Source organism: Leucobacter massiliensis, from assembly GCF_002982315.1.
Lineage (GTDB): Bacteria > Actinomycetota > Actinomycetes > Actinomycetales > Microbacteriaceae > Leucobacter > Leucobacter massiliensis.
The window spans coordinates 81,280-107,059 of record NZ_MWZD01000016.1; the positions used below are offsets into that span (position 1 = coordinate 81,280).

General features: G+C 68.6%; 40 protein-coding genes. 34 read left to right on the forward strand and 6 right to left on the reverse strand.

The window, feature by feature from the left end:
• Window positions 1–22: 22 nt before the first annotated feature.
• The 30 genes from rpsJ (at window position 23) to B4915_RS06470 (ending at window position 17,741) form a co-directional block, all read left to right on the forward strand.
• Window positions 23–331, forward strand: a complete 309-nt coding sequence (gene rpsJ, locus B4915_RS06325; RefSeq protein ID WP_010156393.1) for a 30S ribosomal protein S10 — start codon at window positions 23–25, stop codon at window positions 329–331.
• Between the two features lie 14 nt (window positions 332–345).
• The gene (gene rplC, locus B4915_RS06330; RefSeq protein ID WP_105804991.1) at window positions 346–999 is read left to right on the forward strand and encodes a 50S ribosomal protein L3; all 654 of its coding nucleotides are present in this window, start codon (window positions 346–348) and stop codon (window positions 997–999) included.
• Window positions 1,000–1,002: 3 nt separating this feature from the next.
• Window positions 1,003–1,671 (forward strand): 50S ribosomal protein L4, encoded by a 669-nt coding sequence (rplD, locus tag B4915_RS06335; protein WP_105804992.1) that lies wholly within the window; start codon window positions 1,003–1,005, stop codon window positions 1,669–1,671.
• Complete coding sequence (gene rplW / locus B4915_RS06340) at window positions 1,668–1,967, forward strand: 50S ribosomal protein L23 (protein ID WP_105804993.1); 300 nt, start codon at window positions 1,668–1,670, stop codon at window positions 1,965–1,967. The genes rplD and rplW overlap by 4 nt, the downstream gene beginning before the upstream one ends.
• Window positions 1,968–1,989: 22 nt before the next feature.
• Window positions 1,990–2,826, forward strand: a complete 837-nt coding sequence (rplB, locus tag B4915_RS06345) for a 50S ribosomal protein L2 (RefSeq protein ID WP_105804994.1) — start codon at window positions 1,990–1,992, stop codon at window positions 2,824–2,826.
• Window positions 2,827–2,850: 24 nt separating this feature from the next.
• Window positions 2,851–3,132 (forward strand): 30S ribosomal protein S19, encoded by a 282-nt coding sequence (gene rpsS, locus B4915_RS06350; protein ID WP_105804995.1) that lies wholly within the window; start codon window positions 2,851–2,853, stop codon window positions 3,130–3,132.
• A gap of 26 nt (window positions 3,133–3,158) precedes the next feature.
• Entirely contained in the window at window positions 3,159–3,539 is a 381-nt protein-coding gene (rplV, locus tag B4915_RS06355; protein ID WP_105804996.1) for a 50S ribosomal protein L22, read from the forward strand.
• 4 nt (window positions 3,540–3,543) lie between these two features.
• On the forward strand, window positions 3,544–4,302 hold the full coding sequence (rpsC, locus tag B4915_RS06360) for a 30S ribosomal protein S3 (RefSeq protein ID WP_024356779.1): 759 nt from the start codon (window positions 3,544–3,546) through the stop codon (window positions 4,300–4,302).
• Between the two features lie 2 nt (window positions 4,303–4,304).
• Window positions 4,305–4,724, forward strand: a complete 420-nt coding sequence (gene rplP / locus B4915_RS06365; protein WP_105804997.1) for a 50S ribosomal protein L16 — start codon at window positions 4,305–4,307, stop codon at window positions 4,722–4,724.
• A complete protein-coding gene (rpmC, locus tag B4915_RS06370; RefSeq protein WP_105804998.1) occupies window positions 4,724–5,047 on the forward strand; it encodes a 50S ribosomal protein L29 in 324 nt (107 codons plus the stop codon). The genes rplP and rpmC overlap by 1 nt, the downstream gene beginning before the upstream one ends.
• Window positions 5,048–5,049: 2 nt before the next feature.
• Window positions 5,050–5,325, forward strand: coding sequence for a 30S ribosomal protein S17 (rpsQ, locus tag B4915_RS06375; protein ID WP_105804999.1), 276 nt, complete (start codon window positions 5,050–5,052; stop codon window positions 5,323–5,325).
• A gap of 31 nt (window positions 5,326–5,356) precedes the next feature.
• Window positions 5,357–5,725, forward strand: a complete 369-nt coding sequence (gene rplN / locus B4915_RS06380; RefSeq protein ID WP_105805000.1) for a 50S ribosomal protein L14 — start codon at window positions 5,357–5,359, stop codon at window positions 5,723–5,725.
• A gap of 4 nt (window positions 5,726–5,729) precedes the next feature.
• Window positions 5,730–6,092 carry a 50S ribosomal protein L24 gene (gene rplX / locus B4915_RS06385; RefSeq protein ID WP_105805001.1) on the forward strand — a complete coding sequence of 121 codons (363 nt, stop codon included), beginning with the start codon at window positions 5,730–5,732 and terminating at the stop codon, window positions 6,090–6,092.
• On the forward strand, window positions 6,093–6,653 hold the full coding sequence (gene rplE, locus B4915_RS06390) for a 50S ribosomal protein L5 (protein WP_105805002.1): 561 nt from the start codon (window positions 6,093–6,095) through the stop codon (window positions 6,651–6,653).
• Between the two features lie 117 nt (window positions 6,654–6,770).
• Window positions 6,771–7,169 carry a 30S ribosomal protein S8 gene (rpsH, locus tag B4915_RS06395; RefSeq protein WP_105805003.1) on the forward strand — a complete coding sequence of 133 codons (399 nt, stop codon included), beginning with the start codon at window positions 6,771–6,773 and terminating at the stop codon, window positions 7,167–7,169.
• Between the two features lie 6 nt (window positions 7,170–7,175).
• The gene (gene rplF / locus B4915_RS06400; RefSeq protein WP_105805004.1) at window positions 7,176–7,712 is read left to right on the forward strand and encodes a 50S ribosomal protein L6; all 537 of its coding nucleotides are present in this window, start codon (window positions 7,176–7,178) and stop codon (window positions 7,710–7,712) included.
• A gap of 2 nt (window positions 7,713–7,714) precedes the next feature.
• Window positions 7,715–8,089, forward strand: coding sequence for a 50S ribosomal protein L18 (gene rplR / locus B4915_RS06405; RefSeq protein WP_105805005.1), 375 nt, complete (start codon window positions 7,715–7,717; stop codon window positions 8,087–8,089).
• Window positions 8,086–8,790 (forward strand): 30S ribosomal protein S5, encoded by a 705-nt coding sequence (gene rpsE / locus B4915_RS06410; RefSeq protein WP_105805006.1) that lies wholly within the window; start codon window positions 8,086–8,088, stop codon window positions 8,788–8,790. Before rplR ends, rpsE begins: the two co-directional genes overlap by 4 nt.
• Window positions 8,790–8,978 (forward strand): 50S ribosomal protein L30, encoded by a 189-nt coding sequence (gene rpmD / locus B4915_RS06415; protein WP_024356787.1) that lies wholly within the window; start codon window positions 8,790–8,792, stop codon window positions 8,976–8,978. Before rpsE ends, rpmD begins: the two co-directional genes overlap by 1 nt.
• A complete protein-coding gene (gene rplO, locus B4915_RS06420; RefSeq protein ID WP_105805007.1) occupies window positions 8,975–9,436 on the forward strand; it encodes a 50S ribosomal protein L15 in 462 nt (153 codons plus the stop codon). Before rpmD ends, rplO begins: the two co-directional genes overlap by 4 nt.
• 202 nt (window positions 9,437–9,638) lie before the next feature.
• Window positions 9,639–10,964 carry a preprotein translocase subunit SecY gene (gene secY / locus B4915_RS06425; RefSeq protein WP_105805008.1) on the forward strand — a complete coding sequence of 442 codons (1,326 nt, stop codon included), beginning with the start codon at window positions 9,639–9,641 and terminating at the stop codon, window positions 10,962–10,964.
• Entirely contained in the window at window positions 10,961–11,560 is a 600-nt protein-coding gene (locus B4915_RS06430) for an adenylate kinase (RefSeq protein ID WP_105805009.1), read from the forward strand. The genes secY and B4915_RS06430 overlap by 4 nt, the downstream gene beginning before the upstream one ends.
• 17 nt (window positions 11,561–11,577) lie before the next feature.
• Window positions 11,578–12,405: a type I methionyl aminopeptidase gene (map, locus tag B4915_RS06435; RefSeq protein ID WP_181158475.1), complete on the forward strand. Its 828-nt coding sequence runs from the start codon at window positions 11,578–11,580 to the stop codon at window positions 12,403–12,405.
• A 144-nt stretch (window positions 12,406–12,549) separates the two neighbouring features.
• The gene (infA, locus tag B4915_RS06440; protein ID WP_105805011.1) at window positions 12,550–12,771 is read left to right on the forward strand and encodes a translation initiation factor IF-1; all 222 of its coding nucleotides are present in this window, start codon (window positions 12,550–12,552) and stop codon (window positions 12,769–12,771) included.
• Window positions 12,772–12,838: 67 nt separating this feature from the next.
• Window positions 12,839–12,955 (forward strand): 50S ribosomal protein L36, encoded by a 117-nt coding sequence (gene rpmJ / locus B4915_RS06445; RefSeq protein ID WP_017885303.1) that lies wholly within the window; start codon window positions 12,839–12,841, stop codon window positions 12,953–12,955.
• 315 nt (window positions 12,956–13,270) lie between these two features.
• Window positions 13,271–13,639 carry a 30S ribosomal protein S13 gene (gene rpsM / locus B4915_RS06450; RefSeq protein ID WP_017885302.1) on the forward strand — a complete coding sequence of 123 codons (369 nt, stop codon included), beginning with the start codon at window positions 13,271–13,273 and terminating at the stop codon, window positions 13,637–13,639.
• A 48-nt stretch (window positions 13,640–13,687) separates the two neighbouring features.
• Window positions 13,688–14,086, forward strand: coding sequence for a 30S ribosomal protein S11 (gene rpsK, locus B4915_RS06455; protein ID WP_017885301.1), 399 nt, complete (start codon window positions 13,688–13,690; stop codon window positions 14,084–14,086).
• Window positions 14,087–14,265: 179 nt separating this feature from the next.
• Window positions 14,266–15,252 carry a DNA-directed RNA polymerase subunit alpha gene (locus tag B4915_RS06460; protein WP_105805012.1) on the forward strand — a complete coding sequence of 329 codons (987 nt, stop codon included), beginning with the start codon at window positions 14,266–14,268 and terminating at the stop codon, window positions 15,250–15,252.
• A gap of 46 nt (window positions 15,253–15,298) precedes the next feature.
• Window positions 15,299–15,838 carry a 50S ribosomal protein L17 gene (gene rplQ, locus B4915_RS06465; RefSeq protein WP_105805013.1) on the forward strand — a complete coding sequence of 180 codons (540 nt, stop codon included), beginning with the start codon at window positions 15,299–15,301 and terminating at the stop codon, window positions 15,836–15,838.
• A gap of 235 nt (window positions 15,839–16,073) precedes the next feature.
• Entirely contained in the window at window positions 16,074–17,741 is a 1,668-nt protein-coding gene (locus B4915_RS06470) for a catalase (RefSeq protein ID WP_105805014.1), read from the forward strand.
• Window positions 17,742–17,746: 5 nt separating this feature from the next.
• Here the strand turns inward: B4915_RS06470 and B4915_RS06475 are convergent, their stop codons facing one another.
• Both B4915_RS06475 and B4915_RS15030 read right to left on the reverse strand, forming a co-directional pair.
• Window positions 17,747–19,333: an acyltransferase family protein gene (locus B4915_RS06475; RefSeq protein WP_281258199.1), complete on the reverse strand. Its 1,587-nt coding sequence runs from the start codon at window positions 19,331–19,333 to the stop codon at window positions 17,747–17,749.
• Window positions 19,330–19,689, reverse strand: a complete 360-nt coding sequence (locus B4915_RS15030) for an acyltransferase family protein (protein WP_281258200.1) — start codon at window positions 19,687–19,689, stop codon at window positions 19,330–19,332. Before B4915_RS15030 ends, B4915_RS06475 begins: the two co-directional genes overlap by 4 nt.
• A 184-nt stretch (window positions 19,690–19,873) precedes the next feature.
• Between B4915_RS15030 and truA the strand changes: the two genes are divergently transcribed.
• The 4 genes from truA to glmM all read left to right on the forward strand — a co-directional run bounded on the left by truA (window position 19,874) and on the right by glmM (window position 23,284).
• Window positions 19,874–20,776 carry a tRNA pseudouridine(38-40) synthase TruA gene (truA, locus tag B4915_RS06480; protein WP_425436328.1) on the forward strand — a complete coding sequence of 301 codons (903 nt, stop codon included), beginning with the start codon at window positions 19,874–19,876 and terminating at the stop codon, window positions 20,774–20,776.
• Between the two features lie 179 nt (window positions 20,777–20,955).
• The gene (gene rplM / locus B4915_RS06485) at window positions 20,956–21,402 is read left to right on the forward strand and encodes a 50S ribosomal protein L13 (protein WP_105805015.1); all 447 of its coding nucleotides are present in this window, start codon (window positions 20,956–20,958) and stop codon (window positions 21,400–21,402) included.
• Window positions 21,403–21,437: 35 nt separating this feature from the next.
• On the forward strand, window positions 21,438–21,917 hold the full coding sequence (gene rpsI / locus B4915_RS06490) for a 30S ribosomal protein S9 (RefSeq protein ID WP_105805016.1): 480 nt from the start codon (window positions 21,438–21,440) through the stop codon (window positions 21,915–21,917).
• A 17-nt stretch (window positions 21,918–21,934) separates the two neighbouring features.
• Entirely contained in the window at window positions 21,935–23,284 is a 1,350-nt protein-coding gene (gene glmM, locus B4915_RS06495) for a phosphoglucosamine mutase (RefSeq protein WP_105805017.1), read from the forward strand.
• 110 nt (window positions 23,285–23,394) lie between these two features.
• Here glmM and B4915_RS06500 read toward each other — a convergent pair whose 3' ends face one another.
• The 4 genes from B4915_RS06500 to B4915_RS15090 form a co-directional block, all read right to left on the reverse strand.
• Complete coding sequence (locus B4915_RS06500) at window positions 23,395–23,958, reverse strand: PIN domain-containing protein (RefSeq protein WP_105805018.1); 564 nt, start codon at window positions 23,956–23,958, stop codon at window positions 23,395–23,397.
• Window positions 23,958–24,398, reverse strand: a complete 441-nt coding sequence (locus B4915_RS06505; protein ID WP_105805019.1) for a helix-turn-helix domain-containing protein — start codon at window positions 24,396–24,398, stop codon at window positions 23,958–23,960. Before B4915_RS06505 ends, B4915_RS06500 begins: the two co-directional genes overlap by 1 nt.
• 106 nt (window positions 24,399–24,504) lie before the next feature.
• Complete coding sequence (locus B4915_RS06510) at window positions 24,505–24,738, reverse strand: aggregation-promoting factor C-terminal-like domain-containing protein (RefSeq protein ID WP_219845093.1); 234 nt, start codon at window positions 24,736–24,738, stop codon at window positions 24,505–24,507.
• The gene (locus B4915_RS15090) at window positions 24,693–25,769 is read right to left on the reverse strand and encodes a hypothetical protein (protein WP_105805020.1); all 1,077 of its coding nucleotides are present in this window, start codon (window positions 25,767–25,769) and stop codon (window positions 24,693–24,695) included. The genes B4915_RS06510 and B4915_RS15090 overlap by 46 nt, the downstream gene beginning before the upstream one ends.
• Window positions 25,770–25,780 lie beyond the last annotated feature (11 nt).

Consider the following 25,780-nt stretch of genomic DNA (forward strand, 5'->3'; position numbering starts at 1 on the left):
CAAGTAGAAAGTAGAGAGTCACATGGCGGGACAGAAGATCCGCATCCGACTGAAGTCGTATGACCACGAGGTCATCGACAGCTCCGCACGCAAGATCGTCGACACGGTGACCCGCGCGGGTGCGACCGTGATCGGCCCCGTGCCGCTCCCCACGGAGAAGAACGTGATCGCCGTGATCCGTTCGCCCCACAAGTACAAGGACAGCCGCGAGCACTTCGAGAAGCGCACGCACAAGCGCCTGATCGACATCGTCGATCCCACTCCGAAGGCCGTCGATTCGCTCATGCGACTCGATCTGCCTGCCGACGTCAACATCGAGATCAAGCTCTAAGGGGGGATCCGAACATGTCTGTTGCACGCAATGTGAAGGGTCTCCTGGGCACCAAGCTCGGCATGACGCAGGTCTGGGACGAGGACGGCAAGGTCGTTCCCGTCACGGTCATCGAGGTGGCTCCCAACGTGGTCACGCAGATCCGCACCCCCGAGGTCGACGGCTACAGCGCCGTGCAGATCGCCGCGGGTCAGATCGACCCCCGCAAGGTGAACAAGCCCACCGCCGGCCACTTCGAGAAGGCCGGGGTCACCCCGCGTCGTCACCTCACCGAGGTGCGCACGGCCGATGCCGGCGAGTACGCGCTGGGCCAGGAGCTCACCGTCGACGGCACCTTCGAGGCCGGTCAGAAGATCGACGTCGTCGGCACCTCGAAGGGCAAGGGCTTCGCGGGCACCATGAAGCGTCACAACTTCAAGGGCGTCTCCGCCTCGCACGGTGCGCACCGCAACCACCGCAAGCCGGGCTCGATCGGCGGCGCCGCGACCCCCGGTCGCGTGTTCAAGGGCCAGCGCATGGCCGGTCGCATGGGTGGCGAGCGCGTCACCGTGCAGAACCTGACCGTGCAGGCGATCGACGCCGAGAAGGGTCTCATCCTGGTCAAGGGTGCGGTTCCCGGTGCTCGCGGTCGTCTCGTTTTCGTTCGCAACGCAGTGAAGGGGGCGTAGTTCATGGCTACCGCTACCAAGCTCGAGGTGCTCGACGCCCAGGGTAAGAAGGCCGGTTCGGTCGAGCTTCCCGAGTCGATCTTCGCCGTCGAGACCAACGTCCCGCTGATCCACCAGGTGGTGACCGCGCAGCTCGCCGCTGCCCGCCAGGGGACGCACAAGACCAAGAACCGCGGCGAGGTCTCCGGTTCGGGCGTCAAGCCGTTCAAGCAGAAGGGCACCGGCCGTTCCCGTCAGGGTTCGGTGCGTGCTCCCGAGCACCGCGGCGGCGGCGTCGTGCACGGCCCGGTGCCGCGCGACTACGCGCAGCGCACCCCCAAGAAGATGATCGCTGCGGCTCTGCGCGGCCTGCTCTCGGATCGCGCTCGCGCGAACCGCCTGCACGTCGTCGAGTCCTTCGGCATCGGGGACAAGCCCAGCACCAAGACCGCGCGCGAGTTCCTCGCCTCGGTGGCGCCGGGCAAGCGCGTGCTCGTTGTCGTGGAGCGCGAGGACGAGGTCACCACGCTGAGCGTGCGCAACCTGCCTCACGTCCACGTGCTGTTCCAGGATCAGCTCAACGCCTACGACGTGGTCGTCAGCGACGATCTCGTCTTCACCAAGGCAGCCTTCGACGCCTTCGTCGGCGGCCGCACGGCTGAGGCACACACCGCTAAGGAGGGCACGAAGTGAGCCTGCCCAAGTCTGCACACGACGTCATCATCCGCCCCATCGTCTCCGAGAAGAGCTACAACCTCATCGACGCGAACGGCCAGTACACCTTCGAGGTGCAGCCGAACGCTTCGAAGACGGAGATCAAGCTCGCGATCGAGGAGGTGTTCAACGTGAAGGTCGGCAAGATCAACACGCTGAACCGCAAGGGCAAGACCCGCCGCACTCGCAACGGCCTCGGCAAGCGCAAGGACACCAAGCGCGCCATCGTCACGCTGAAGTCGGGCTCCATCGACATCTTCACGGCTGCGCTGTAGAAGGGGCGAAGAGGAACACAACATGGCTATTCGCAAGTACAAGCCGACGACCCCCGGTCGTCGCGGTTCGAGCGTCGCTGATTTCGCCGAGATCACGCGCTCCACGCCCGAGAAGTCGCTGCTTCGCCCGCTCCCCAAGACGGGCGGCCGCAACAACCAGGGCCGCATCACCACCCGCCACATCGGCGGCGGGCACAAGCGCCAGTACCGTGTCATCGACTTCCGTCGTCACGACAAGGACGGCGTGAACGCCCGTGTCGCGCACATCGAGTACGATCCGAACCGCACGGCGCGCATCGCGCTGCTGCACTTCGAGGACGGCACGAAGCGCTACATCATCGCCCCGAACAAGCTGAAGCAGGGCGACGTCGTCGAGTCGGGTGCCGGCGCCGACATCAAGCCCGGCAACAACCTGCCGCTGAAGAACATCCCGACCGGTACCGTGATCCACGCGATCGAGCTGAAGCCGGGCGGGGGAGCGAAGCTCGCCCGTTCCGCAGGCACCTCGGTGCGCCTCGTCGCGAAGGACGGCCCCTACGCCCAGCTGCGCCTCCCCTCGGGTGAGATCCGCAACGTCGACGCGCGCTGCCGCGCGACCGTCGGCGAGGTGGGCAACGCCGAGCAGTCGAACATCAACTGGGGCAAGGCCGGCCGCATGCGCTGGAAGGGCGTGCGCCCGACCGTCCGCGGTGTCGTCATGAACCCGGTCGATCACCCGCACGGTGGTGGCGAGGGCCGCACCTCGGGCGGTCGTCACCCGGTCAGCCCGTGGGGTCAGAAGGAAGGCCGTACGCGCCATCCGAACAAGGAAAGCGACAAGCTCATCGTGCGTCGCCGTCCGACCGGCAAGAAGCGTTAATCGGCAGGTAGGAGAGAGTAGAAGATGCCTCGTAGTCTCAAGAAGGGCCCCTTCGTCGACAACCACCTGCTGAACAAGGTGGTTGCCCAGAACGAAGCCGGCACCAAGAACGTGATCAAGACCTGGTCGCGCCGCTCGATGATCATCCCCGCCATGCTGGGGCACACGATCGCGGTGCACGACGGTCGCAAGCACATCCCGGTGTTCGTCACCGAGACCATGGTCGGTCACAAGCTGGGCGAGTTCGCGCCCACGCGCACCTTCCGTGGTCACGTGAAGGACGACAAGAAGGGCCGTCGCCGCTGACGCGGGGACGTGAAGGAGGAAGAGAAATGGTGGAGTCGATCGCACGCGTGCGTCATATCCGCATCACCCCCCAGAAGGCCCGTCGCGTCGTTGACCTGATCCGCGGCAAGAACGCCCAGGAGGCCCTGGCCATCCTGAAGTTCGCCCCGCAGGCCGCCTCGGAGCCGATCTTCAAGCTGGTCGCGTCGGCAATCGCCAACGCCCGCGTGAAGGCCGACAAGGAGAACCTGCGTCTCAACGAGGACGAGCTGGTCATCGCTCGCGCCTTCGTGGACGAGGGCGCGACGCTCAAGCGCTTCCGCCCCCGCGCACAGGGACGCGCATTCCGCATCAACAAGCGCACGAGCCACATCACGGTCGTTCTGCAGACCGCCGATGAGCTCGCGGCCGCGAAGAAGGGAGCCTAACGGTATGGGCCAGAAGATTCATCCCTACGGCTTCCGCCTCGGGATCACCACCGACCACGTGTCGCGCTGGTTCTCGGACTCGACCAAGAAGGGTCAGCGTTACGCCGACTACCTGGCCGAGGACATCAAGATCCGCCAGCACCTGACGAAGCAGCTCGATCGCGCCGGCGTCTCGCGCGTCGAGATCGAGCGCACCCGTGATCGCGTTCGCGTGGACATCCACTCGGCGCGTCCGGGCATCGTCATCGGCCGCCGCGGCGCCGAGGCCGAGCGCATCCGCGCCGACCTCGAGAAGCTCACCGGCAAGCAGATCCAGCTGAACATCCTCGAGGTGAAGAACCCCGAGGCCGACGCTCAGCTGGTCGCCCAGGGCATCGCCGAGCAGCTCGCTGCTCGCGTGGCGTTCCGCCGCGCGATGCGCAAGGGCCTGCAGGGCGCGCAGCGCGCCGGTGCCAAGGGCATCCGCATCCAGGTCTCCGGCCGCCTCGGCGGCGCCGAGATGAGCCGCTCCGAGTTCTACCGCGAGGGGCGCGTGCCGCTGCACACCCTGCGCGCGAACATCGACTACGGCTTCTACGAGGCGAAGACCACCTTCGGCCGCATCGGCGTGAAGGTCTGGATCTACAAGGGCGACCTGACCAACAAGGAACTCGCTCGCGAGCAGGCGGCCCAGAAGCCGTCGCGCGATCGCGGCGATCGTCGCCGCGCGCCCCGTGGCGCGCAGGCCGAGGCTGCACCCGCTGCAGCAGGAGCGGAGAAGTAAGCATGCTGATTCCCCGTCGAGTCAAGTACCGCAAACAGCACCACCCCAGCCGCAGCGGCCAGTCGAAGGGCGGCAACACGGTCGCCTTCGGTGAGTTCGGGATCCAGGCGCTGACCCCCGCGTACGTGACGAACCGTCAGATCGAGTCCGCTCGTATCGCGATGACCCGTCACATCAAGCGCGGCGGCAAGGTGTGGATCAACATCTACCCGGACCGTCCCCTCACCAAGAAGCCCGCGGAAACCCGCATGGGCTCCGGTAAGGGCTCGCCCGAGTGGTGGGTGGCCAATGTCAAGCCGGGCCGCGTCCTCTTCGAGGTCGCCGGTGTCAACGAGGAGCTCGCTCGTGAGGCGCTCACCCGCGCCATCCACAAGCTGCCCCTGAAGGCCCGCATTATCAAGCGCGAGGAGGGCGACGCGTAATGGCGATCGGCACGAAAGAACTGGCCATCACTGAACTCGATTCCTTCGAGAACGAGCGTCTGGCCGAGGAGCTCAAGAAGGCGAAGGCCGAGCTCTTCAACCTTCGCTTCCAGTCGGCCACCGGCCAGCTGGAGAGCCACGGCCGGGTCCGTCAGGTGAAGCGCGACATCGCCCGCATCTACACGGTGCTGCGCGAGCGCGAGCTGGGCATCCGGGTCACCCCGGCCGCCGCCCCGGCTCCCGCGAAGAAGAAGAGCAGCAAGAAGGCCGAGCAGGCGGCTGAGCCCGCCGAGTCGGCCAGCACCGAGACGAAGGAGGCCTGACCGTGGCTGCTGAGGTCGAGAAGGAACAGCGCGGCTACCGCAAGGCCCGCCGCGGCTACGTCGTCAGCGACAAGATGGACAAGACCATCGTCGTCGAGGTCGAGGATCGCGTGAAGCACCCGCTGTACGGCAAGGTCATGCGCCGTTCGTCGAAGGTGAAGGCCCACGACGAGCAGAACACCGCCGGCATCGGCGATCTCGTGCTCATCCATGAGACCCGCCCGCTGAGCGCCACCAAGCGCTGGCGTCTGGTCGAGATCCTCGAGAAGGCGAAGTAAGCCTCGCGCTTACTGAGTGAAGGAGTAACTAGTGATTCAGCAGGAATCCCGGCTCAAGGTCGCCGATAACACCGGCGCCAAGGAGCTGCTCACCATCCGCGTGCTCGGGGGTTCGAAGCGTCGGTACGCCGGTCTCGGCGACACCATCGTCGCGACCGTCAAGGACGCGATCCCCGGCGGCAACGTGAAGAAGGGCGACGTGGTCAAGGCCGTCGTCGTCCGGACGCGCAAGTCGACCCGTCGCGCCGATGGCTCGTACATCAGCTTCGACGAGAACGCCGCCGTCATTCTCAAGGCCGACGGGGAGCCCCGCGGCACCCGTATCTTCGGGCCGGTCGGCCGTGAGCTGCGCGACAAGCGGTTCATGAAGATCGTCTCGCTCGCACCGGAGGTGATCTAGTCCTATGGGCGCAAAGATCAAGAAGGGTGACCTCGTCGAGGTCATCTCGGGACCGTCGCAGGAGCGCGGCGGCTACAAGGGCAAGCAGGGGCGCGTCATCGAGGTGCTGTCCGAGAGCGATCGCGTGATCGTCGAGGGCGTCAACTTCGTGACGAAGCACGTGCGCGTCGGCCAGTCGGATCGTGGCACCCGCGAGGGTGGCATCGAGACCGTCGAGGCCCCGATCCACGTCTCGAACGTGGCCGTCGTCGACCCGGAGACGAAGAAGCCGACCCGCGTCGGCTTCCGCGTCGAAGAGGTGGAGCGCGACGGCAAGAAGAAGACCGTGCGCGTCCGCTACGCCAAGTCGTCTGGGAAGGACCTCTAAATGACTGAGACCAAGGTTCAGCCCCGTCTCAAGCAGAAGTACCGGAGCGACATCGTTCCGCAGCTGCGCGAGGAGTTCGGCTACCCGAACATCATGCAGGTTCCCGGCGTCGTGAAGGTCGTCGTGAACACGGGCGTCGGCGACGCCGCTCGCGACAGCAAGGTGATCGAGGGCGCGATCGCGGATCTCACCAAGATCACCGGTCAGAAGCCCATGGTCACCAAGGCCCGCAAGTCGATCGCGCAGTTCAAGCTGCGCGAGGGCCAGGCGATCGGCGCGCACGTCACCCTCCGCGGTGACCGCGCCTGGGAGTTCCTCGACCGCCTGGTCAATCTCGCCCTGCCGCGTATCCGCGATTTCCGCGGGCTCTCGCCGAAGCAGTTCGACGGGAACGGCAACTACACCTTCGGTCTGACCGAGCAGAGTGTGTTCCACGAGATCGATCAGGATAAGATTGATCGGGTGCGCGGTTTCGACATCACCGTCGTGACCACCGCGAAGACCGACGACGAGGGACGGGCGCTGCTTCGCGCGCTCGGCTTCCCGTTCAAGGCCGAATAACTGAATAGTCCAAGCGGCGAGGGTGCCCGGGAGTTTCCCGGGCACCCGATCCGTGTGTCACCCAGGTCGTACTCCGTGTAACGGGGTGCGATACCAGGCGAGAAAGAAGAGTCACTCATGACGATGACTGATCCGGTCGCAGATATGCTGACCCGGCTGCGCAATGCGAACTCTGCGCATCATGACGACGTTTCGCTTCCCGGCTCGAAGCTGAAGGAGCGGATCGCTGAGATCCTCAAGCGAGAGGGCTACATCAAGGACTGGAAGGTCGAGGACGCGCGCGTCGGCACGACCCTCACCATGTCCCTGAAGTACGGCCCCAACCGCGAGCGCTCGATCGAGGGCATCAAGCGGGTGTCGAAGCCCGGCCTTCGCGTGTACGCGCGCTCCACCGAGATCCCGAGCGTGCTCGGCGGCCTCGGCATCGCGATCCTGTCCACCTCCTCGGGGCTCCTCACCGACCGCGAGGCCGAGCAGAAGGGCGTCGGCGGGGAAGTCCTCGCCTACGTGTGGTAAGCCGTCATGTCACGTATTGGTAAGCTTCCCATCACCGTTCCCGGTGGTGTCGACGTCAAGATCGAGGGCCAGAAGGTCACGGTCAAGGGTTCGAAGGGCGAGCTCTCGCTCGTCGTCTCCGAGCCCATCCGCGTTGCAGTCGAGGACGGACAGGTGCTGGTCACCCGTCCCGACGACGAGCGCGATTCCCGAGCGCTGCACGGCCTGACCCGCACGCTCATCAACAACAACATCATCGGTGTCACCGAGGGCTACACGAAGCAGCTCGAGGTCGTCGGCACGGGCTACCGCGTGCAGCAGAAGGGTTCGGGCCTGGAGCTCGCGCTCGGCTTCTCGCACCCGGTGAGCTTCGATGCGCCGGAGGGCATCACCCTTGCGGTCGAGGGCAACACGAAGATCACCGTCAGCGGCATCTCGAAGCAGGCGGTCGGCGAAGTCGCTGCCAACATCCGCAAGCTGAAGAAGCCGGAGCCGTACAAGGGCAAGGGCATCCGCTACGCGGGCGAGGTCGTCCGTCGCAAGGCAGGAAAGGCTGGTAAGTAACGATGGCCGCATCAGGAATCCGCGCCAAGGGGCGCTCGGCCGCACGTGTGCGCCGCCACACCCGCCTGCGCAAGAAGATCGTCGGCACGGAGCAGCGCCCCCGTCTCGTCGTGAACCGCTCCGCGCGTCACGTGTTCGTGCAGGTCGTGGACGATTCGAAGGGTCTCACCCTCGCTTCGGCTTCGACCATGGAAGCGGATCTGCGCTCCTTCGAGGGTGACAAGACCGCCAAGGCCCGCAAGGTCGGCGAGCTCGTCGCCGAGCGCGCCAAGAGCGCCGGAATCGAGGCCGTCGTGTTCGACCGCGGCGGCAGCAAGTACGCGGGTCGAGTCGCTGCGATCGCCGACGGCGCTCGCGAAGGGGGGCTGACCCTGTGAGCAACGAAACGAAGGAGCAGGAAGTGTCTGCACAGGCGACTGAGACCACGGAGGCTTCGGCCCCGGCTCAGGATCACCGCAACGAGCCCCGCGAGCAGCGTCGCGGCAGCCGCGATCGCGGCACCCGCGGTGAGCGCGGCGGACGCGACCGCAGCGAGAGCCAGTTCCTCGAGCGCGTGGTGACCATCAACCGCGTCTCGAAGGTCGTCAAGGGCGGCCGTCGCTTCAGCTTCACCGCGCTCGTCGTGGTGGGCGATGGCAACGGCACCGTCGGCGTCGGCTACGGCAAGGCCAAGGAGGTGCCCCTCGCGATCTCGAAGGGCGTCGAGGAGGCGAAGAAGAACTTCTTCCGCGTCCCCCGCGTCGGCAGCACCATCCCGCACCCCGTGCAGGGCGAGGCCGCAGCCGGCGTCGTGCTGCTGCGTCCGGCTGCGGCCGGTACCGGCGTCATCGCCGGTGGCCCGGTTCGCGCCGTGCTCGAGTGCGCCGGCATCCACGATGTGCTGAGCAAGTCGCTCGGTTCGTCGAACACCCTGAACATCGTGCACGCGACCGTCGAGGCGCTGCAGCAGCTCGAGGAGCCCCGCTCCGTCGCAGCCCGCCGCGGTCTCGACTTCGACCGCGTCGCCCCGGCCCGCATCGTGCGCGCCGAGGCGAAGGCCGCGGCCGACGCTGCCGCGAAGGCAAAGGCAGGTGCGTAATGGCGAAGAGCCTCAAGATTACGCAGACGAAGTCCGTTATCAGTGAGAAGCAGAACCAGCGCGACACCCTGCGCAGCCTCGGCCTCAAGAAGATCGGCCAGTCGGTCGTTCGCGAGGACACCCAGGCCAACCGCGGGTACGTGCGCGCCGTTGCTCACCTTGTAGAGGTTGAGGAGATCGACGCATGAGCGAGAACAACGAGGAGCGCGAGCAGGTGCTCAAGGCGCACCACCTCCGTCCTGCTCCGGGCGCCAAGAAGGCCAAGACCCGCGTGGGTCGCGGCGAGGCGTCCAAGGGCAAGACGGCGGGCCGCGGCACCAAGGGCACGAAGGCCCGCTACCAGGTGAAGGCCGGCTTCGAGGGCGGGCAGATGCCGCTGCACATGCGCACGCCGAAGCTGCGCGGCTTCAAGAACCCGTTCCGCACCGAGTACCAGGTGGTGAACGTCGCCAAGCTCGCGGAGCTGTACCCGCAGGGCGGCGAGGTGACCGTCGCGGATCTCGTGGCGAAGGGCGCCGTGCGCAAGAACCAGCCCGTCAAGGTGCTCGGTGACGGCGATCTGCAGGTCAAGCTCACCGTCTCGGTGGACAAGGTCTCCGGCTCGGCAGAGCAGAAGATCGTGGCCGCCGGCGGCGAGATCAAGTAGGGATCCCGCAGGATCCGATCGTCCGGGCCTCGCCCGGGCCGCGGGGGAGTGGGGAGCAGGCATCCGTGCCGCTTCCCGCGCCCCCGCTTTTTTCTTCACGCCGCGTCCCCGCTGTGGTGCGGCCCCGCCCGCCGTGTAGGCTAGGCTCATTGGTTTCTCGTCGTCAGGCGAAGGCCCTCACGACGTTCCCAGGAGGCAGATTTTGTTCAGCGCCATCGGACGGATCTTCCGGACTCCCGATCTGCGACGCAAGATTGTGTTCACGCTCGCGATCGTGTCGCTGTTCCGGCTCGGATCCTTCATTCCCGCGCCGTTCGTGCAGTTCGACAATGTGCAGGCGTGTCTCGTCGCCAACCAGTCGGCCGGAACCTCGGGCCTGTACGACATGATCAACCTGTTCAGCGGCGGCGCGCTGCTGCAGCTGTCGATCTTCGCGCTGGGCATCATGCCCTACATCACGGCCTCCATCATCACGCAGCTGCTGCGGGTCGTGATCCCGCACTTCGAGGCGCTCCACAAGGAGGGGCAGGCCGGGCAGGCGAAGCTCACCCAGTACACCCGGTATCTGACGATCGCTCTGGCGATCCTGCAGTCCACGACGCTCATCACGGTGGCACGCTCCGGGCAGCTCTTCGGCAGCCTCGCGAACCAGGCCTGCCAGAACCTCGTGTCGCAGGAGTGGTGGGCGATCCTCATCATGATCATCACGATGACGGCGGGCACCGGCCTCATCATGTGGTTCGGCGAGCTCATCACCGAGCGCGGCATCGGCAACGGCATGTCGCTGCTCATCTTCACCTCGATCTCGGCGACCTTCCCCGGCGGCCTGTGGGTCATCAAGGAGTCGCAGGGCTGGGAGACGTTCTTCATCGTCATCGCCGTCGGCCTGCTCGTCGTCGCCGCGGTCGTGTTCGTGGAGCAGTCGCAGCGGCGCATCCCGGTGCAGTACGCGAAGCGCGTCGTCGGGCGTCGCACCTACGGGGGCAGCAGCACCTACATCCCGATCAAGGTGAACATGGCCGGCGTGATCCCCGTCATCTTCGCCTCGGCGATCCTGTACCTGCCGATGCTCATCACCCAGTTCAACCAGCCGAAGATCGGTGAGGACCCGAAGGAGTGGGTCGTCTGGGTGCAGAACAACCTCGTCTACGGCGACCAGCCGATGTACATGCTGGTGTTCTTCCTGCTGACGATCGGCTTCACCTTCTTCTACGTCCAGATCACCTTCAACCCGGAGGAGGTCTCGGACAACATGAAGCAGTACGGCGGCTTCATCCCGGGCATCCGGGCCGGCCGGCCGACTGCCGAGTACCTCAATTACGTGCTGACCCGCATCACGAGCGCGGGCTCGCTCTACCTGGGCGTCATCGCGCTTCTCCCGCTCATCGCGCTGTCCTTCTTCGGGGCGAACCAGAACTTCCCGTTCGGTGGCGCCTCGATCCTGATCATCGTCGGCGTTGGCCTCGAGACGGTCAAGCAGATCGATGCCCAGCTGCAGCAGCGCCACTACGAAGGGCTTCTCAAGTGACCGAGAACACCACTGCTCGCCTGCTCATCATCGGCCCTCCCGGCGCCGGCAAGGGCACGCAGGCCTCGCGGATCGCGGAGCGCTACGGCGTCCCCGCCATCTCTACCGGCGACATCTTCCGCGCCAACATCACGGGCGGCACGGAGCTGGGCCAGCGCGTGCAGGCGATCATCGAGCGCGGTGAGCTCGTCCCGGACGAGCTCACCAACGAGATCGTCGCCGACCGGCTCTCACAGGAGGACGCGCGCGGCGGCTTCCTGCTCGACGGCTACCCCCGCACCGTCGACCAGGTGCACGCGCTCGACGGCATGCTCGACGGCGCCGCTCTCGACGCGGTGATCCTGCTCGAGGCCGACACCGACGAGGTCGTCGCCCGGCTGCTGAAGCGCGCCGAGCTGGAGGGGCGAGCGGATGACACGGAAGAGGTCATCCGCCACCGCCAGGAGGTGTACGCCGAGCAGACCGCTCCGCTCATCGCGCTCTTCTCGGAGCGCGGGATTCTCGTCGCCGTGGACGGCCTCGGCTCCGTCGACGAGGTCGCCGAGCGGATCGCCACGGGTCTCGACGCCCGGCTCGCAGCCACCGCGGGGCGCTAGGCGTGGCCCGTCGGGGGATGCTGCGTCGTTCGATCTACAAGTCTCCGGCTCAGCTGCGGCTGATGGTCGAGCCGGGTCTGGCGACCGCCGCGGCGCTCGCGGCGATGCGTGCGGCGGTGCGCCCGGGGATCAGCACCCTTGAGCTGGACGCCATCGCCGAGGAGGCGATCCGCTCCCGCGGCGGCGCGCCCAACTTCATGCTGGAGCCCGGCTATCGCCACACGATCTGCGCGAACGTGAACCAGCACGTGGTGCACGCGATCCCCACCGAGCGCCCCCTGCAGGACGGTGACATCGTCGCGCTCGACGCGGGAGCCGTGGTGGGCGGCTGGCACGGGGACGCTGCCTTCACGGCCGTGCTGCCCGATCCGGCCGATCCGGAGCGCACCGCGGCGAATGAGAAGCTGAGCGCGGTGACCGAGCAGGCGATGTGGCGCGGGATCGCGCGTCTGGCGACCGCCTCGCACCTCAACGAGGTGGGGGAGGCGGTGTCCGCGTACGTGCGGGCGAACAGCGATTTCGGCGTGTTGGAGGACTACATCGGCCACGGCATCGGCCGCAGCATGCACGAGGATCCTCCGGTGTTCAACGTGCCGGTGCGCCGGCGCGGGCCGGAGGTGAAGCCCGGGCTGGTCGTCGCGATCGAGCCGATCATCTCGGCGGGCGGCATCGACACGGTGGTCGAGGATGACGACTGGACGGTGACGATCGCCGACGGTTCGATGAGCGCGCAGTGGGAGCACTCCGTCGCGGTGCACCGGGACGGCATTTGGGTGCTCACTGCCGAGGACGGCGGCGCCGCGGGCCTCGCGCCGCTCGGGATCACCCCGGTCCCGATCCCCTGAGCGCGACACACGCTTCGGCTTTACAAAGCGGACTCGCCCGGGTACGATTGATCTTTGGTGCTTTGCGCCTGCTTTCGCGTTGGCGAAATCGAGCGCCCGGCATTCGCAAGACCAGCACACACCTACGCAAGCGATAGTGAGGCTATGGCGAAAAAAGACGGCGTCATCGAGATCGAGGGACAGGTTGTCGAGGCACTGCCGAACGCGATGTTCCGCGTCGAGCTGAGCAACGGCCACAAGGTGCTCGCCCACATCTCCGGGAAGATGCGGCAGCACTACATCCGTATTCTGCCCGAGGATCGTGTGATCGTGGAGCTCACGCCCTACGATCTGACCCGCGGCCGCATCGTCTACCGCTACAAGTAGGTCGCTGGAAAGTAACGGCTCGCGGCATCCCGCGAGTACGAGGACAGCGAACAACGAAGGAACCATCATGAAGGTCAAGCCCAGCGTCAAGCCGATCTGCGATCACTGCAAGGTCATCCGCCGCCACGGGCGCGTCATGGTGATCTGCAAGAGCAACCCGCGCCACAAGCAGCGGCAGGGCTAGCGCGCCTCCCGCTTCGGGCCCCTGGGCCCGCGGCGGGGAGCATCCGCGTCGAGCTCGCGGGGGATCCGTCCCCCGGAACTCCTGCAGGCCGGCCGAGCGCCTCCCGCGCACGTCCGGCAGCGCATCACACACGCAACTGAATACCGCACACAGCGCATCGAAGAACCTGCGCGAGTCTCCACGGGCGCGAAGCGTCCGGCGGGGAGTCGCGGTGAGCTCACCGGCTCGCCTCCCATCGGAGCAGGGGACACCTCGGGACGGAGGCCCGAACCCCCGATACGCACCAAACCTCCACTACCGCCAAGGAGAGCCAGCATGGCACGTCTTGCAGGAGTCGACATCCCGCGCGACAAGCGCGTCGAGATCGCACTCACGTACATCTACGGGGTCGGCCGCACCAGCGCGCTGAAGACCCTCGCCGACACCGGGATCGACGGCAACATCCGCGTCAAGGATCTCACCGACGATCAGCTCGTCGCCCTCCGCGACTACATCGAGGGCAACTTCAAGGTCGAGGGCGATCTCCGCCGCGAGGTCGCCGCCGACATCCGCCGCAAGGTCGAGATCGGCAGCTACCAGGGGCTCCGCCACCGCAAGGGCCTGCCTGTGCATGGTCAGCGCACCAAGACGAACGCTCGTACCCGCAAGGGCCCGAAGCGCACCGTCGCCGGCAAGAAGAAGTAACCGCCGGTCCACTCGACCATCACACAGAGCTTTTCAGGAGAACACTCAATGGCTGCACCAAAGACGGCGGCTCGCAAGCCGCGTCGCAAGGACAAGAAGAACGTGGTCGTGGGCCAGGCCCACATCAAGTCGACGTTCAACAACACGATCGTCTCGATCACCGACACCACCGGTGCCGTGATCAGCTGGGCATCCTCCGGCGGGGTCGGCTTCAAGGGCTCGCGCAAGTCGACGCCCTTCGCCGCGCAGCTCGCCGCCGAGTCTGCCGCTCGCAAGGCGCAGGAGCACGGCATGAAGAAGGTCGACGTCTTCGTGAAGGGCCCCGGATCGGGCCGCGAGACCGCGATCCGCTCCCTGCAGGCCGCGGGCCTCGAGGTCGGTTCGATCACCGACGTCACCCCGCAGACGCACAACGGCTGCCGTCCGCCGAAGCGTCGCCGCGTCTGAACTCATGGCCTCGCCGCGTGCGCGCGGCGAGCGCTGGCGGCCTCCGGCCGCGCGCGGGTTCCGCTCCGGGACCCGCGCACGACCGGGGGCAACCGCTCAGGACGCCACCCTGCACCCTGGGCCCCTTTCCACATCACGCACGAGTCATATAGCGGACTCCAGCGAAAGGACCACACACAGTGCTCATTGCACAGCGACCCACTCTGACTGAAGAATCGATCTCCGAGTACCGTTCGCGCTTCGCCATCGAGCCGCTCGAGCCCGGCTTCGGCTACACGCTCGGCAACTCGCTGCGTCGCACCCTGCTCTCCTCGATCCCGGGCGCTGCCGTCACCAGCGTGCGCTTCGAGGGTGTCGCCCACGAGTTCACCACGATCCCCGGCGTGACCGAGGACGTCACGGAGATCATCCTCAACATCAAGGGTCTCGTCGTCTCCAGCGAGCACGACGAGCCGATCACCGCCTACCTGCGGAAGACCGGTGCGGGCGAAGTGACCGCGGCCGACATCTCCGCTCCGGCGGGCGTCGAGGTGCACAACCCCGAGCTGGTGATCGCCACGCTCAGCGACTCGGCTCAGTTCGAGCTCGAACTGACCATCGAGCGCGGCCGCGGCTACGTCTCCGCCGTGCAGAACCGCAACGAGGACGCCGAGGTGGGCCGCATCCCGGTCGACTCGATCTACTCGCCGGTGCTGAAGGTCACCTACCGCGTGGAGGCCACGCGAGCGGGCGAGCGCACCGACTTCGACCGCCTCGTGGTCGATGTCGAGACGAAGCCCGCGATCAGCCCCCGCGACGCGATCGCCTCGGCCGGTTCGACGCTGGTGGAGCTCTTCGGGCTCGCGCGCGAGCTGAACACCGCCGCCGAGGGCGTCGAGATCGGCCCCGCGCCGGTCGAGGTGGCCGCCGAGGGTGAGCTCTCGATCCCGATCGAGGATCTCGACCTGTCGGTGCGCAGCTACAACTGCCTGAAGCGGGAGGGGATCAACACGGTGAGCGAGCTCGTGGCGCTCTCCGAGGCGCAGCTCATGAACATCCGCAACTTCGGCCAGAAGTCGGTGTTCGAGGTGCGCGACAAGCTCACCGAGATGGGTCTGTCGCTGAAGGACGCCGTGCCCGGCTTCGACGGTGCGCAGTTCTACAGCTACGAAGACGACAACAACTAACGATCCGGCATCGTCCCGCCCGATCGCACACTTACTGGAGTAAACAATGCCCAAGCCCACCAAGGGCCCCCGCCTCGGAGGCGGCCCCGCACACGAGCGCCTCATGCTGAACCAGATGGCTGCGCAGCTCTTCGAGCACAAGCGCATCCAGACCACGGAGACGAAGGCCAAGCGCCTGCAGCCCGTGGCCGAGCGCCTGGTCACCTTCGCCAAGCGCGGCGACCTGCACGCGCGCCGTCGCGTGATGCGCCAGATCCTCGACAAGTCGGTCGTGCACGAGCTCTTCACCGAGATCGCGCCGCTGGTCGAGAACCGCGAGGGCGGCTACACCCGCATCATCAAGACCGGGTTCCGCAAGGGCGACAACGCGCCCCTCGCGGTGATCGAGCTGGTGCTGGAGCCCGTCAACCCGAAGCCGAAGGCCAAGAAGGCCGCCGCTGCCGAGGCCCCCGCCGAGGAGCCCCAGGCGGAGGAGGCCGCGGTCGATGAGACCGAGGCGCCCGCCGAGGAGAGCACCGAGGCTGCCGCTGAGGAGAGCACCGAGGCTGCCGCCGAGGAGAACACCGCGGAGCAGGACAAGGCCTGAGCCTGCTCGCGCAGCTGCGCGAAGCGCCCCGGGATCCGAGAGGACCCCGGGGCGCTTCGCTGTCTGCGCCGCAGCGGAGCGCCGAGCGCGCGCACGGGGCGCGGCGGCGTGCAGCAGGGTGCCGCCGTGCGCCGACCGTGTCGCGAGACGCGGCCCGAAAGTCAAGCGCCTTGCCGGGAATCCGGGGAGCGCGTTGGGTGGAAGCACCAGATGCGCCGACACGAGAGGACCCGTCATGAGTGATGTCGCGAGCCAGCCGCCCGAGCCGAGCGAGCGCAGCCGTCCCGAGCTGACCAACCGCCAAGGGCATCCCGTCTCCGACAACCAGAACTCCCGCACCATCGGAGCCCGGGGTCCCGCCACCCTGGAGAACTACCAGTTCCTGGAGAAGATCAGCCACTTCGACCGGGAGCGCATTCCCGAGCGCGTGGTGCACGCGCGCGGCGCCGTGGCCTTCGGACACTTCGAGGCGACGGGGAAGTGGGGTGACGAGCCCATCGCCCGGTACACCCGCGCGAAGCTCTTCGCCGAGGCGGGCAAGAAGACGGATCTCGCGATCCGCTTCTCCACGGTGATCGGCGGCCGAGACTCCTCGGAGGCGGCGCGCGACCCGCGCGGATTCGCGGTGAAGTTCTACACCGAGGACGGCAACTGGGATCTCGTCGGGAACAACCTCGCCGTGTTCTTCATCCGGGACGCGATCAAGTTCCCCGATGTGATCCACTCGCTGAAGCCGGATCCGATCACGTTCCGGCAGGAGCCGGCGCGCATCTTCGACTTCATGTCGCAGACGCCGGAGTCGATGCACATGCTCGTGAACCTGTTCAGCCCGCGGGGGATCCCGGCGAACTACCGCACCATGCAGGGCTTCGGGGTGAACACCTACAAGTGGGTGAACGCGGACGGCGACACCCACCTGGTGAAGTACCACTGGATTCCGCGCGCCGGGGTGAAGAGCCTCACCGAGGCGGACGCCGCGAACATCCAGGCGACCGAGCTGGGGCACGCCTCGAAGGATCTCTACGAGGCGATCGAGGCGGGCGACTTCCCGCAGTGGGACCTGTACGTGCAGCTGATGAGCGACGACGAGCACCCCGAGCTCGACTTCGATCCGCTCGACGACACGAAGGTGTGGCCGGAGAACGACTTCGAGCCGAAGCTGGTGGGCACGATGACCCTCACCGCCAACGTCTCCGACCACCACAACGAGAACGAGCAGATCTCCTTCGGCACGGGCGTGCTGGTGGACGGGCTCGACTTCTCCGACGACAAGATGCTCGTCGGCCGCACCTTCTCCTACTCCGACACGCAGCGCTACCGGGTCGGACCGAACTACCTGCAGCTGCCGGTGAACCGCCCCAAGAACGCGCGCGTGGCCACCAATCAGCGCGGCGGCCAGATGTCGTACGGCGTCGACCTGGACGGGCAGAACCCGCACGTCAACTACGAGCCCTCGATCATGGGCGGGCTGCGCGAGGCGGAGTACCCCACCCGCGACGAGCAGGGGCCGGTCATCGAGGGGCGCCTCACCCGCGCCCGGATCCCGCGCACCGACGACTACACCCAGGCCGGGCAGCGCTACCAGCTGATGGAGCAGTGGGAGAAGGACGATCTGGTGCGGAACCTCGTCGAACTGATCGGGCAGGCCGTCCCGGAGGTGCAGCAGCGGATGGTGTGGCACTTCCTGATGTGCGACGACGAGCTGGGGCTGCGCGTCGGCGAAGGCCTGGGCATCGCTGTCGAAGACGTTGCGGATCTGCCTCCGCTGCAGTCGCAGACCCTGAGCGAGGCCGAGCTGCGCCGGCTGGAGCGGCTCGGACGCAACGGCCCCCGTGACGTCAGCGGCCTGAGGATGACGCACGTCGTCCCGAACGAGCGGGTCGTGGTCGAGCGCACCTCCTGAGGGGCTCACCGCCGGGGGGTCGCGAAGCCGACCGCCTCCTCGGGGGTCTGGAGCTCCTGGAGCGCCCGCTGCACGGTGGAGGCGTAGATCTCGCCGCCGCTCGGATTGGGGTGGATGTCGTCACCGGCGAGGGCACCCGGCACACCGCTGACCGAGCCGCTCCAGTCTGCGACGACCACCCCGCGGTGCGCGTCGGCGAAGCTCGTGAGCACCTCGTTGACCCCCGGGATCCACTCGCGATCCGCGTGGGCGTTGACGAGGACCACGGGGCGGTCGCCGGCGATGCGGCAGATCTCGGAGAGCTCCTCGGCGCGCACGGGGCCGTTCGTCCCGAGACCGACCACCAGGACCGAGCGCAGGGCGCCCTGCTCTGAGAGATCGGAGACGACGCCGATGCCCGCGCCCATGCCGCGCGATACCGCCGCGTCGACCGAGATGCCGGGGAGTGCCTCCTGTAGTTCGGGGAGGCTCGCCAGCATCACCGAGTCGCCCACCGCGCTGATGTCGCGGCCCTCGGGCGCCGTCGGCTCCGAGCGCTCGGCGCCGCCGGCCCCCGGCTCTCCGGCAGGGGCATCCGCCCCGGAGTCCGCATCGGCCCCGGCGTCCGCATCGGCCCCGGCGTCCGCATCCGCCCCGGCGTCCGCATCCGCTCCGGCATCCGCGTCCGCCGCGTCGAGCGCCGCCTGCCCGCGCGCGATCGCATCGGAGGCGGTGCTCTGGGCGGGCGCGGTGGCGATCGCGATGGCGGACATGGGAACGGTGACGAGCAGGGTCGCGCCGACTCCGGCGGCCACCGCTCGCCGCCGGGGCGAGTGCTCGCGGATGCTGAACAGCAGGCGCAGGGAACGGATGAAGCCGATGCGGCGCACCGGCTGCTCGACGAAGCGGTGCGAGAGCTCCGCGAGCAGCAGCGTGGTGGCGAGGGTGAGCAGGGGCACGAGGGGCGCGGGCGCCGCGGGGAGCGCCGCGGAGAGGATCAGCAGCAGTGGCCAGTGCCACAGGTAGATGCCGTAGGAGCGCTCGCCCACCCAGCGCAGCGGGCGCACGTCGAGGGCGGAGCCGGCCCACGCGCCCGGACGGGTCGCGCCCCAGACCAGCGCCAGGGACGCCGCGGTCGCGAGCTGGAAGCCCCAGGCGAAGCTCTGCGGGCTGCCCTCGGGGAGGGTGAGCGCCAGCCAGGCCAGCACGGTCCCGCCGGCGGCCACGGCGGCGTTCGCGAGCAGCTGGGTGCGCAGTCCCGGCCGTGCGCCGGCGCCGTCCCGAGCGGGCGCGCCGTCCCGGTGCAGCAGCATCGCCATGGCCGCCCCGCCGAAGAGCCCGAAGGTGTGCGTGTCGGAGCCGAAGTAGACGCGGGTCGGCTCGGCGCCCGCCCGCGCGAGCTCGAACATGAGCACTGCCGAGAGCAGCGCGAGCGCCAGCAGCGGCACGGCGCGGGTGACGCGCCCGCGCATCCGGACGAGCGCGAGCAGCAGCAGCGGCAGCAGGATGTAGAACTGCTCCTCGATCGAGAGCGACCAGGTGTTGCGGAACAGCTCGGGGGTGTCGCGGGCGAAGTAGTCGGCGCCGTTCGCGATGAACACCCAGTTGCTCACGAAGAGCGCCGCCCCGGCGACCTGCTCGTGGGGCCGCCGACGAGCAGCGCGGCCGCGGTGCAGACCAGCAGCACGAGGCCGAGGGCGGGGAACAGCCGCCGGGCCCGGCGACGCCAGAACGCGGCAAGCCGGATCCTGCCGCTCGCGTCGATCTCGCGCAGCAGCAGCGAGGTGATGAGGAAGCCGCTGATCGCGAAGAACACGTCGACGCCGAGGAAGCCCCCGGGCAGCGCCGCCGGGAAGAGGTGGTAGACGAGGACGAGGCCCACCGCGACCGCGCGCAGCCCGTCGAGGCCGGCGAAACGCGCAGCGCGGAGCGGCGAGCGTGCCGGGGAGGAAGCGGGTGATGGTGCCATAGGGGAGTCTTTCGCGGCGCGGGCGTGCGCCGCCGCGCCGGTCCCCCAGTGTACGCGGGTGCCCGGGAAGGACGGTGGGCGGCGGGGCAGGGAGCAGCGCCCTGCGGTGCGGCGCCGGGCAGGGAGCAGCGCCGTGCGGTGCTGCGGCGGAGTCTGGCAGGATCGAAGCGTGAACGCCCCTTCCGTGCCCGAGCCTCCGGAGGCCGCGGCCACCGCGCCTTCCGGGCCCGCCGACCGCGGCGTGCGCCTGCGCCTCGACCTCGCCTACGACGGCACGGACTTCCACGGCTGGGCGGCGCAGCCGGGCCTGCGCACCGTGCAGGGCGAGCTGGAGGGCGCGCTCGCGCTGCTGCTGCGGGTGCCCGCCGTGAAGCTCACCGTGGGGGGACGCACCGACGCGGGCGTCCATGCGCGCGGCCAGGTCGCCCACCTGGACATTCCGCCCGAGGCGCTGGCGAAGTGGGACGGGAGGCCCTCGCCCGCACCGGTCGAGCAGCTCCGCGCACGCCGCGTGAACGGGGTGCTGCAGCGCCGCGCGCCGGACATCGCGGTGCACGCCGCGCGGGTGGTCCCGCACGACTTCGATGCGCGCTTCTCGGCGTTGCGGCGGCGTTACGAGTACCGGCTGCGCGGCGAGGGCGCACGGCGGGATCCCCTCACCGCCCGCTTCACCGCCGAGCTGCCGCGCCGCCTCGACCTCGCAGTGATGCAGCGGGCGAGCGACGAGCTGCTGGGGCTCAACGACTTCACCGCCTTCTGCAAGGCGCGCGAGGGGGCCACCGCCGTGCGCGATCTGCTGTGCTTCGAGTGGCGCGAGACCGATGACGGAGCCTTCGCGGCGCGGATCGAGGCGGACGCCTTCTGCCACTCGATGGTGCGCGCGCTGGTGGGCGCTGTCGTGGCGGTGGGGAGCGGGCGGATCGGGCACGAGGAGCTGATTGCGCTGCGCGAGGCGCGCGAGCGCACGAGCCGTTTCTCCGTGATGCCGGCGCACGGGCTGTCGCTGGAGGAGATCGCCTATCCCGCCGAGGGGGAGCTCGCCGCGCGCGCGGAGCAGACGCGCGCACGCCGGGATCCGCTGGACTGAGCGCGACGGAGCTCCGGCGCCGATCTGACGGGACTGCGGCGCCCATCCTGTGCTATCGTTGATCCTTGGTGCGTCAGCACCCGATTTGTTGAGCCCTCCATCGCTCGCGCACCCGCAGGGGACCGGGCAACGGAGCGGGATCCGCGAACACCTCCATTTCGACAGAAAGCAGCACTCTCGTGACTCGCACTTACTCGCCGAAGGCCGCCGACCAGAAGCACGACTGGCTCGTCATCGACGCCACCGACGTCGTGCTCGGCCGTCTCGCCTCGCACGCCGCGGCCCTGCTCCGCGGCAAGCACAAGCCGACCTTCGCCCCCCACATGGACATGGGCGACTACGTCATCATCATCAACGCCGACAAGGTCGTGCTGACCGCAGGCAAGGCGGCCAAGAAGCTCGCCTACCGCCACTCGGGTTACCCGGGCGGCCTGCGCTCCGTCAGCTACACCGAGCTGCTCGAGAAGAACCCCGAGCGCGCCGTCGAGAAGGCGATCCGCGGCATGCTCCCCAAGAACTCCCTCGGCCGCGACCAGTTCCGCAAGCTGAAGGTCTACGCGGGCGCCGAGCACCCGCACGCGGCTCAGCAGCCCACCCCCTACACCTTCGGCCAGGTCGCGCAGTAGTCGCGACGACGAGACATTCAGAGAGAGACTTCACAGTGACTGAAGAGCAGACCGTGGCCACCGAGAGCTACACCACCGAGACCCCCGCGTCGCAGGCGACCGTGTCGAGCCCGCGTCCCGCGCTCACCGTCCCCGGTGCGGCCGTCGGCCGCCGCAAGCAGGCCATCGCCCGCGTGCGCCTCGTCCCCGGCTCGGGCACCATGACCGTCAACGGCCGTGAGCTCGCGGAGTACTTCCCCAACAAGCTGCACCAGCAGCTCATCACCGATCCCTTCACGGTGCTCGAGCTGAACGGCTCCTACGACGTGATCGCCCGCATCGTCGGCGGCGGCCCCTCGGGCCAGGCCGGTGCGCTGCGTCTCGCGATCGCTCGCGCGCTGAACGAGATCGACGCCGAGCACAACCGCCCGACGCTCAAGAAGGCCGGCTTCCTCAGCCGCGACGCCCGCATCAAGGAGCGCAAGAAGGCCGGTCTCAAGAAGGCCCGCAAGGCGCCCCAGTACTCGAAGCGCTAATCGGGACTTCCCCCATCATGGGACGCCTCTTCGGCACCGATGGGGTCCGGGGCCTGGCCGGGGTCGATGTGACCGCCGGCCTGGCCCTCGACCTCGCGCACGCTGCGGCTCTCGTTCTCGGGCGCGATGCCCGGAGCGAGAGCCGTCGCGCTACCGCCGTGATCGCCCGCGATCCGCGCGTGTCCGGTGAGTTCATCTCGGCTGCGGTGGCCGCCGGGCTCGCCTCCGCCGGGGTCGATGTGCTCGACGCGGGAGTGATCCCGACGCCCGCGGCCGCGTATCTGGTGGCCGACACGGGGGCCGACTTCGGCGTGATGGTCTCGGCCTCGCACAATCCGGCGCCGGACAACGGCATCAAGTTCTTCGCGCAGGGCGGGCGCAAGCTCCCCGACGAGGTCGAGGATGCGATCCAGGAGGCCATGAGCGGCTCTCCGATCGCGGTCACCGGACGCGAGGTGGGCCGGATCCGCCGCTTCGCCGACGCCGAGGACCGCTATCTCGTGCACCTGCTGGGCACGCTCGAGGGCCTGCGCCTGGACGGCCTGCACGTCGTCCTCGACTGCGCGCACGGCGCGGCCGCGGGCATCTCGCCGGATGTCTTCAGCGATGCCGGGGCGCGCGTGACGGTGATCGGCAACGATCCCGACGGCTTCAACATCAACGACGGGGTGGGGTCCACCCACCTCGGGCCCCTCATCGACGCGGTGCGCGAGCACGGCGCGGATCTGGGCATCGCGCACGACGGCGACGCCGATCGCTGTCTCGCAGTCGACGGAGACGGCAACGTCGTCGACGGGGATCGGATCATGGCGATCCTGGCGCTGTCGATGTCGGCCCGGGGGCGCCTGGAGCGGAACACGCTGGTCACGACCGTCATGTCGAACCTGGGTTTGAAGCTCGCGATGGCGGATAATGGCATCGGGATCGTCGAGACGGGCGTCGGCGACCGATACGTGCTCGAGGCGATCAACCGCGAGGGGTATTCGCTGGGCGGGGAGCAGTCGGGCCACGTGATCATGAGCGACTACGCGACCACGGGCGACGGGATCCTCACCGGCCTGCATCTCGCGGCCGAGGTGGTCCGGACCGGGAAGACGCTCGCGGAGCTCGCGCAGTGCATGCGCGTGTACCCGCAGGTGCTCGTCAATGTGCGCGGCGTGGATCGTGCCGGCGTGACGGGCGATGCGGTGCTGCAGCAGGCCGTGCACCAGGCTGAGCTCGCCCTGGGGGGCAAGGGCCGCGTGCTGCTGCGCCCCTCCGGCACCGAGCCGGTGGTGCGCGTGATGGTGGAGGCCGAGCACGAGGAGCAGGCGCAGCGCCTCGCCGACGACCTCGCCGCGATCGTCAAGGACCGCCTCGCGGTCTGAGCCCGCGGGTCGCATAGGCCGGGCGGTCGAAGCGTGCAGCCTCGCGGGCCCGGATTTCGCGTTTCTGCAGGTGCGGTCGTTGGCTCGAGCGCGCCGCGAAGACCGGTGGCCTATGAGGAGTCGCTGAGAGAGTTTCGGACGAGTGCTGCGGCATGAGGGGCGTCGATGGCGAGCCGGTCGACCACCTCCAGCGGTGCGGCGCCGTCGGACCAGGCGCGCGCGATGGCGCTGGCGATAGCGCCGAGTGCGTCCGGGTGATCCGAGTGGAGCTCGCAGAGGAAGTCGTCGGGGTGCTGGGCGGTGACGCCCCAGGGCCTCAGATGATTCTCGGGGAAGTCGCGCAGGTTGCGGGTGACGATCGTGCTCGCTCTGGCATGCAGGGCGGCGGCCAGGACGTGCCGGTCGTCGGGGTCCGGCAACTCGAGTCCGGCGAGCAGCGGCTCATATCCGCTCACGCTTGCATCGCGGATCGCGTCGTTCATGAGGCGCCTGGTGCGGTTCAGCCGTGTGGCTTCAAGGTCGGGGCGATTCTCGCGGAGGTTCCGAAACACCTCATCCAGAATCTGCTCCGTCCATTTCGGCTGTACGAGCCGTGCGAGCCCGACGCGGATCAGCACGTCGCGCAGCGTTGACGGATACAGCACGTTGGCGTCGTAGACGACGACACGGGGCATCAGGCGAGTCCGAGTTCTCGGGCCTCCCGTGCGAGCGCATCGGCGGCAGAACGGCGACGCTCGTCATCGTCGCGCAAGTATCGGGCCAGCGATGTCGCCTTCACGCGGCGGTGCGTGCCCACGGTGCGGTGCTCGATCTCGCCCGACTCGAGCAGGCCGATCAGGAACGGCCGGGAGACTTGGAGGGCTTCGGCAGCCTGCTGGGTGGTGAGTTCTGCCTCATTCGGGATCACGGTGACGCCTTCGCCCTGGGCAAAGCTATCCAGCACCGTTGCGAGTGCGGCGAGTGCGGCCCGGGGGAGTTCGACTTCCCCGGGCTGGCCGCTGATCCGGAGGCTCACTGGTCCCTCCGCGCCGAGCACCTCGTCGAAGCCGTGGAGGGCCGATGAGGCAAGCGCAGTATCGGCGGGCTCGGGAAGGAGTGTGGCGATCTCGCGCATTGCGCCCCCTTCAATCAAAACAAACGCAGTATTCGCAATAAGTGTAACCGTTCGGGGCGCGCATTGCCGCTTCGTCTGACGCGTCCGGGCATGCGGCCGCCGAGGGTCAGTACCAGTGGGGGTTGCGCGACTGCCACATCGCCCACGCGTTGCACGGTGAGCCGTAGGCCGCGCTGATGTAGGCGAGGCCCCACGAGATCTGCGTGGCGGCGTTGGTGCGCCAGTCCGGTCCCGCGGCCGCCATCTTCTCGGCGGGCAGTGACTGGGGGATTCCGTAGGCCCCGCTCCACGGGTTCAGCGCATCCGCCCGCCAGCCCGACTCGCCGTTCCACAGCGACACCAGGCATGAGAACTGGTCGTTGCCCCAGCCGTACGCGGGCAGCATCCCCGCGGCGATGGCCTGCGCGGCGGCCGGGTCGACGTCGACGCCGCCCACCCCGATGTTGCCCCCTCCCGGGCCGCTCTCCTGCTGCCGCCGCCGAGCCCGGGAGATGTGTAAAAGAGACGGTGTAAAAGAGACGGCCCCCCCCCTCCCGGGCCGCTCTCCTGCTGCCGCCGCCGAGCCTCCTCCGCCTGCCGCTGCCGCTCGGCATCGGCCGCGCGCTCCTGTTCCGCGACCTGCAGGCCCACTTGGTACTGGCGTTCCACCTCGGCCGTGGTGCCGCGCAGGGAGGCGAGCTGCGCGGTGACGGTGTCGGCGTTGTCGCTCGCGGTCTCGACGGCCGCGTCGGCGGCTCGCTGCGCCTCGGCGGCCGCCTCGGCCGCGGTTCGCGCCTCCGCGGCGAGCCGCTGACGCTCCTCACGGGCCGTCGCCGCCTGCTTCTCCAGATCGGACTCGGCGTTCACGGACTCGGCGGCGCGCGCCGCCAGGGCCTCCCACGTGCCGGAGACCTGCGTGGCGGTGCCGTACTTGGCCATGAAGTCGCCGGGGTCGTCGGAGAGGATCAGCTGACTCGTGCTGGCGAGGCCCGTTCCGTCGCGGTACATCCATGCCACCACCCGCGCGACCGTGTCGCTGTTCTCCTCGAGCTCGCGGCGGTCGGCGTCGAGCCGCTCGCTCAGCTGCTGCTCGCGTTCGCGCGCCGCGGCCAGCGACTGTTCGGCCTGGTGGCTGTCGAGCAGCGCCTGCACCGCGCGAGTCGACGCCGCCGCCGACTCGGACTGGGCGCGCTGCAGCGCCGCCTGCAGCTTCTCCAGCTCCGCCGCCTTCGCGCTCTCCGAGGCGCGCGCGGCGTTCACCTCGTCCCAGCTGGGGTAGCCGTTGGCCGTGTCTCCCTCGCCGACCGCGATCGCGGGCAGAGCGCCACCCATCACGAGCGTCGCCGCGAGAGCGGCGACCACGACACGGGACGTCAGGCGTGGTACTGCCATGTCATGCAGTC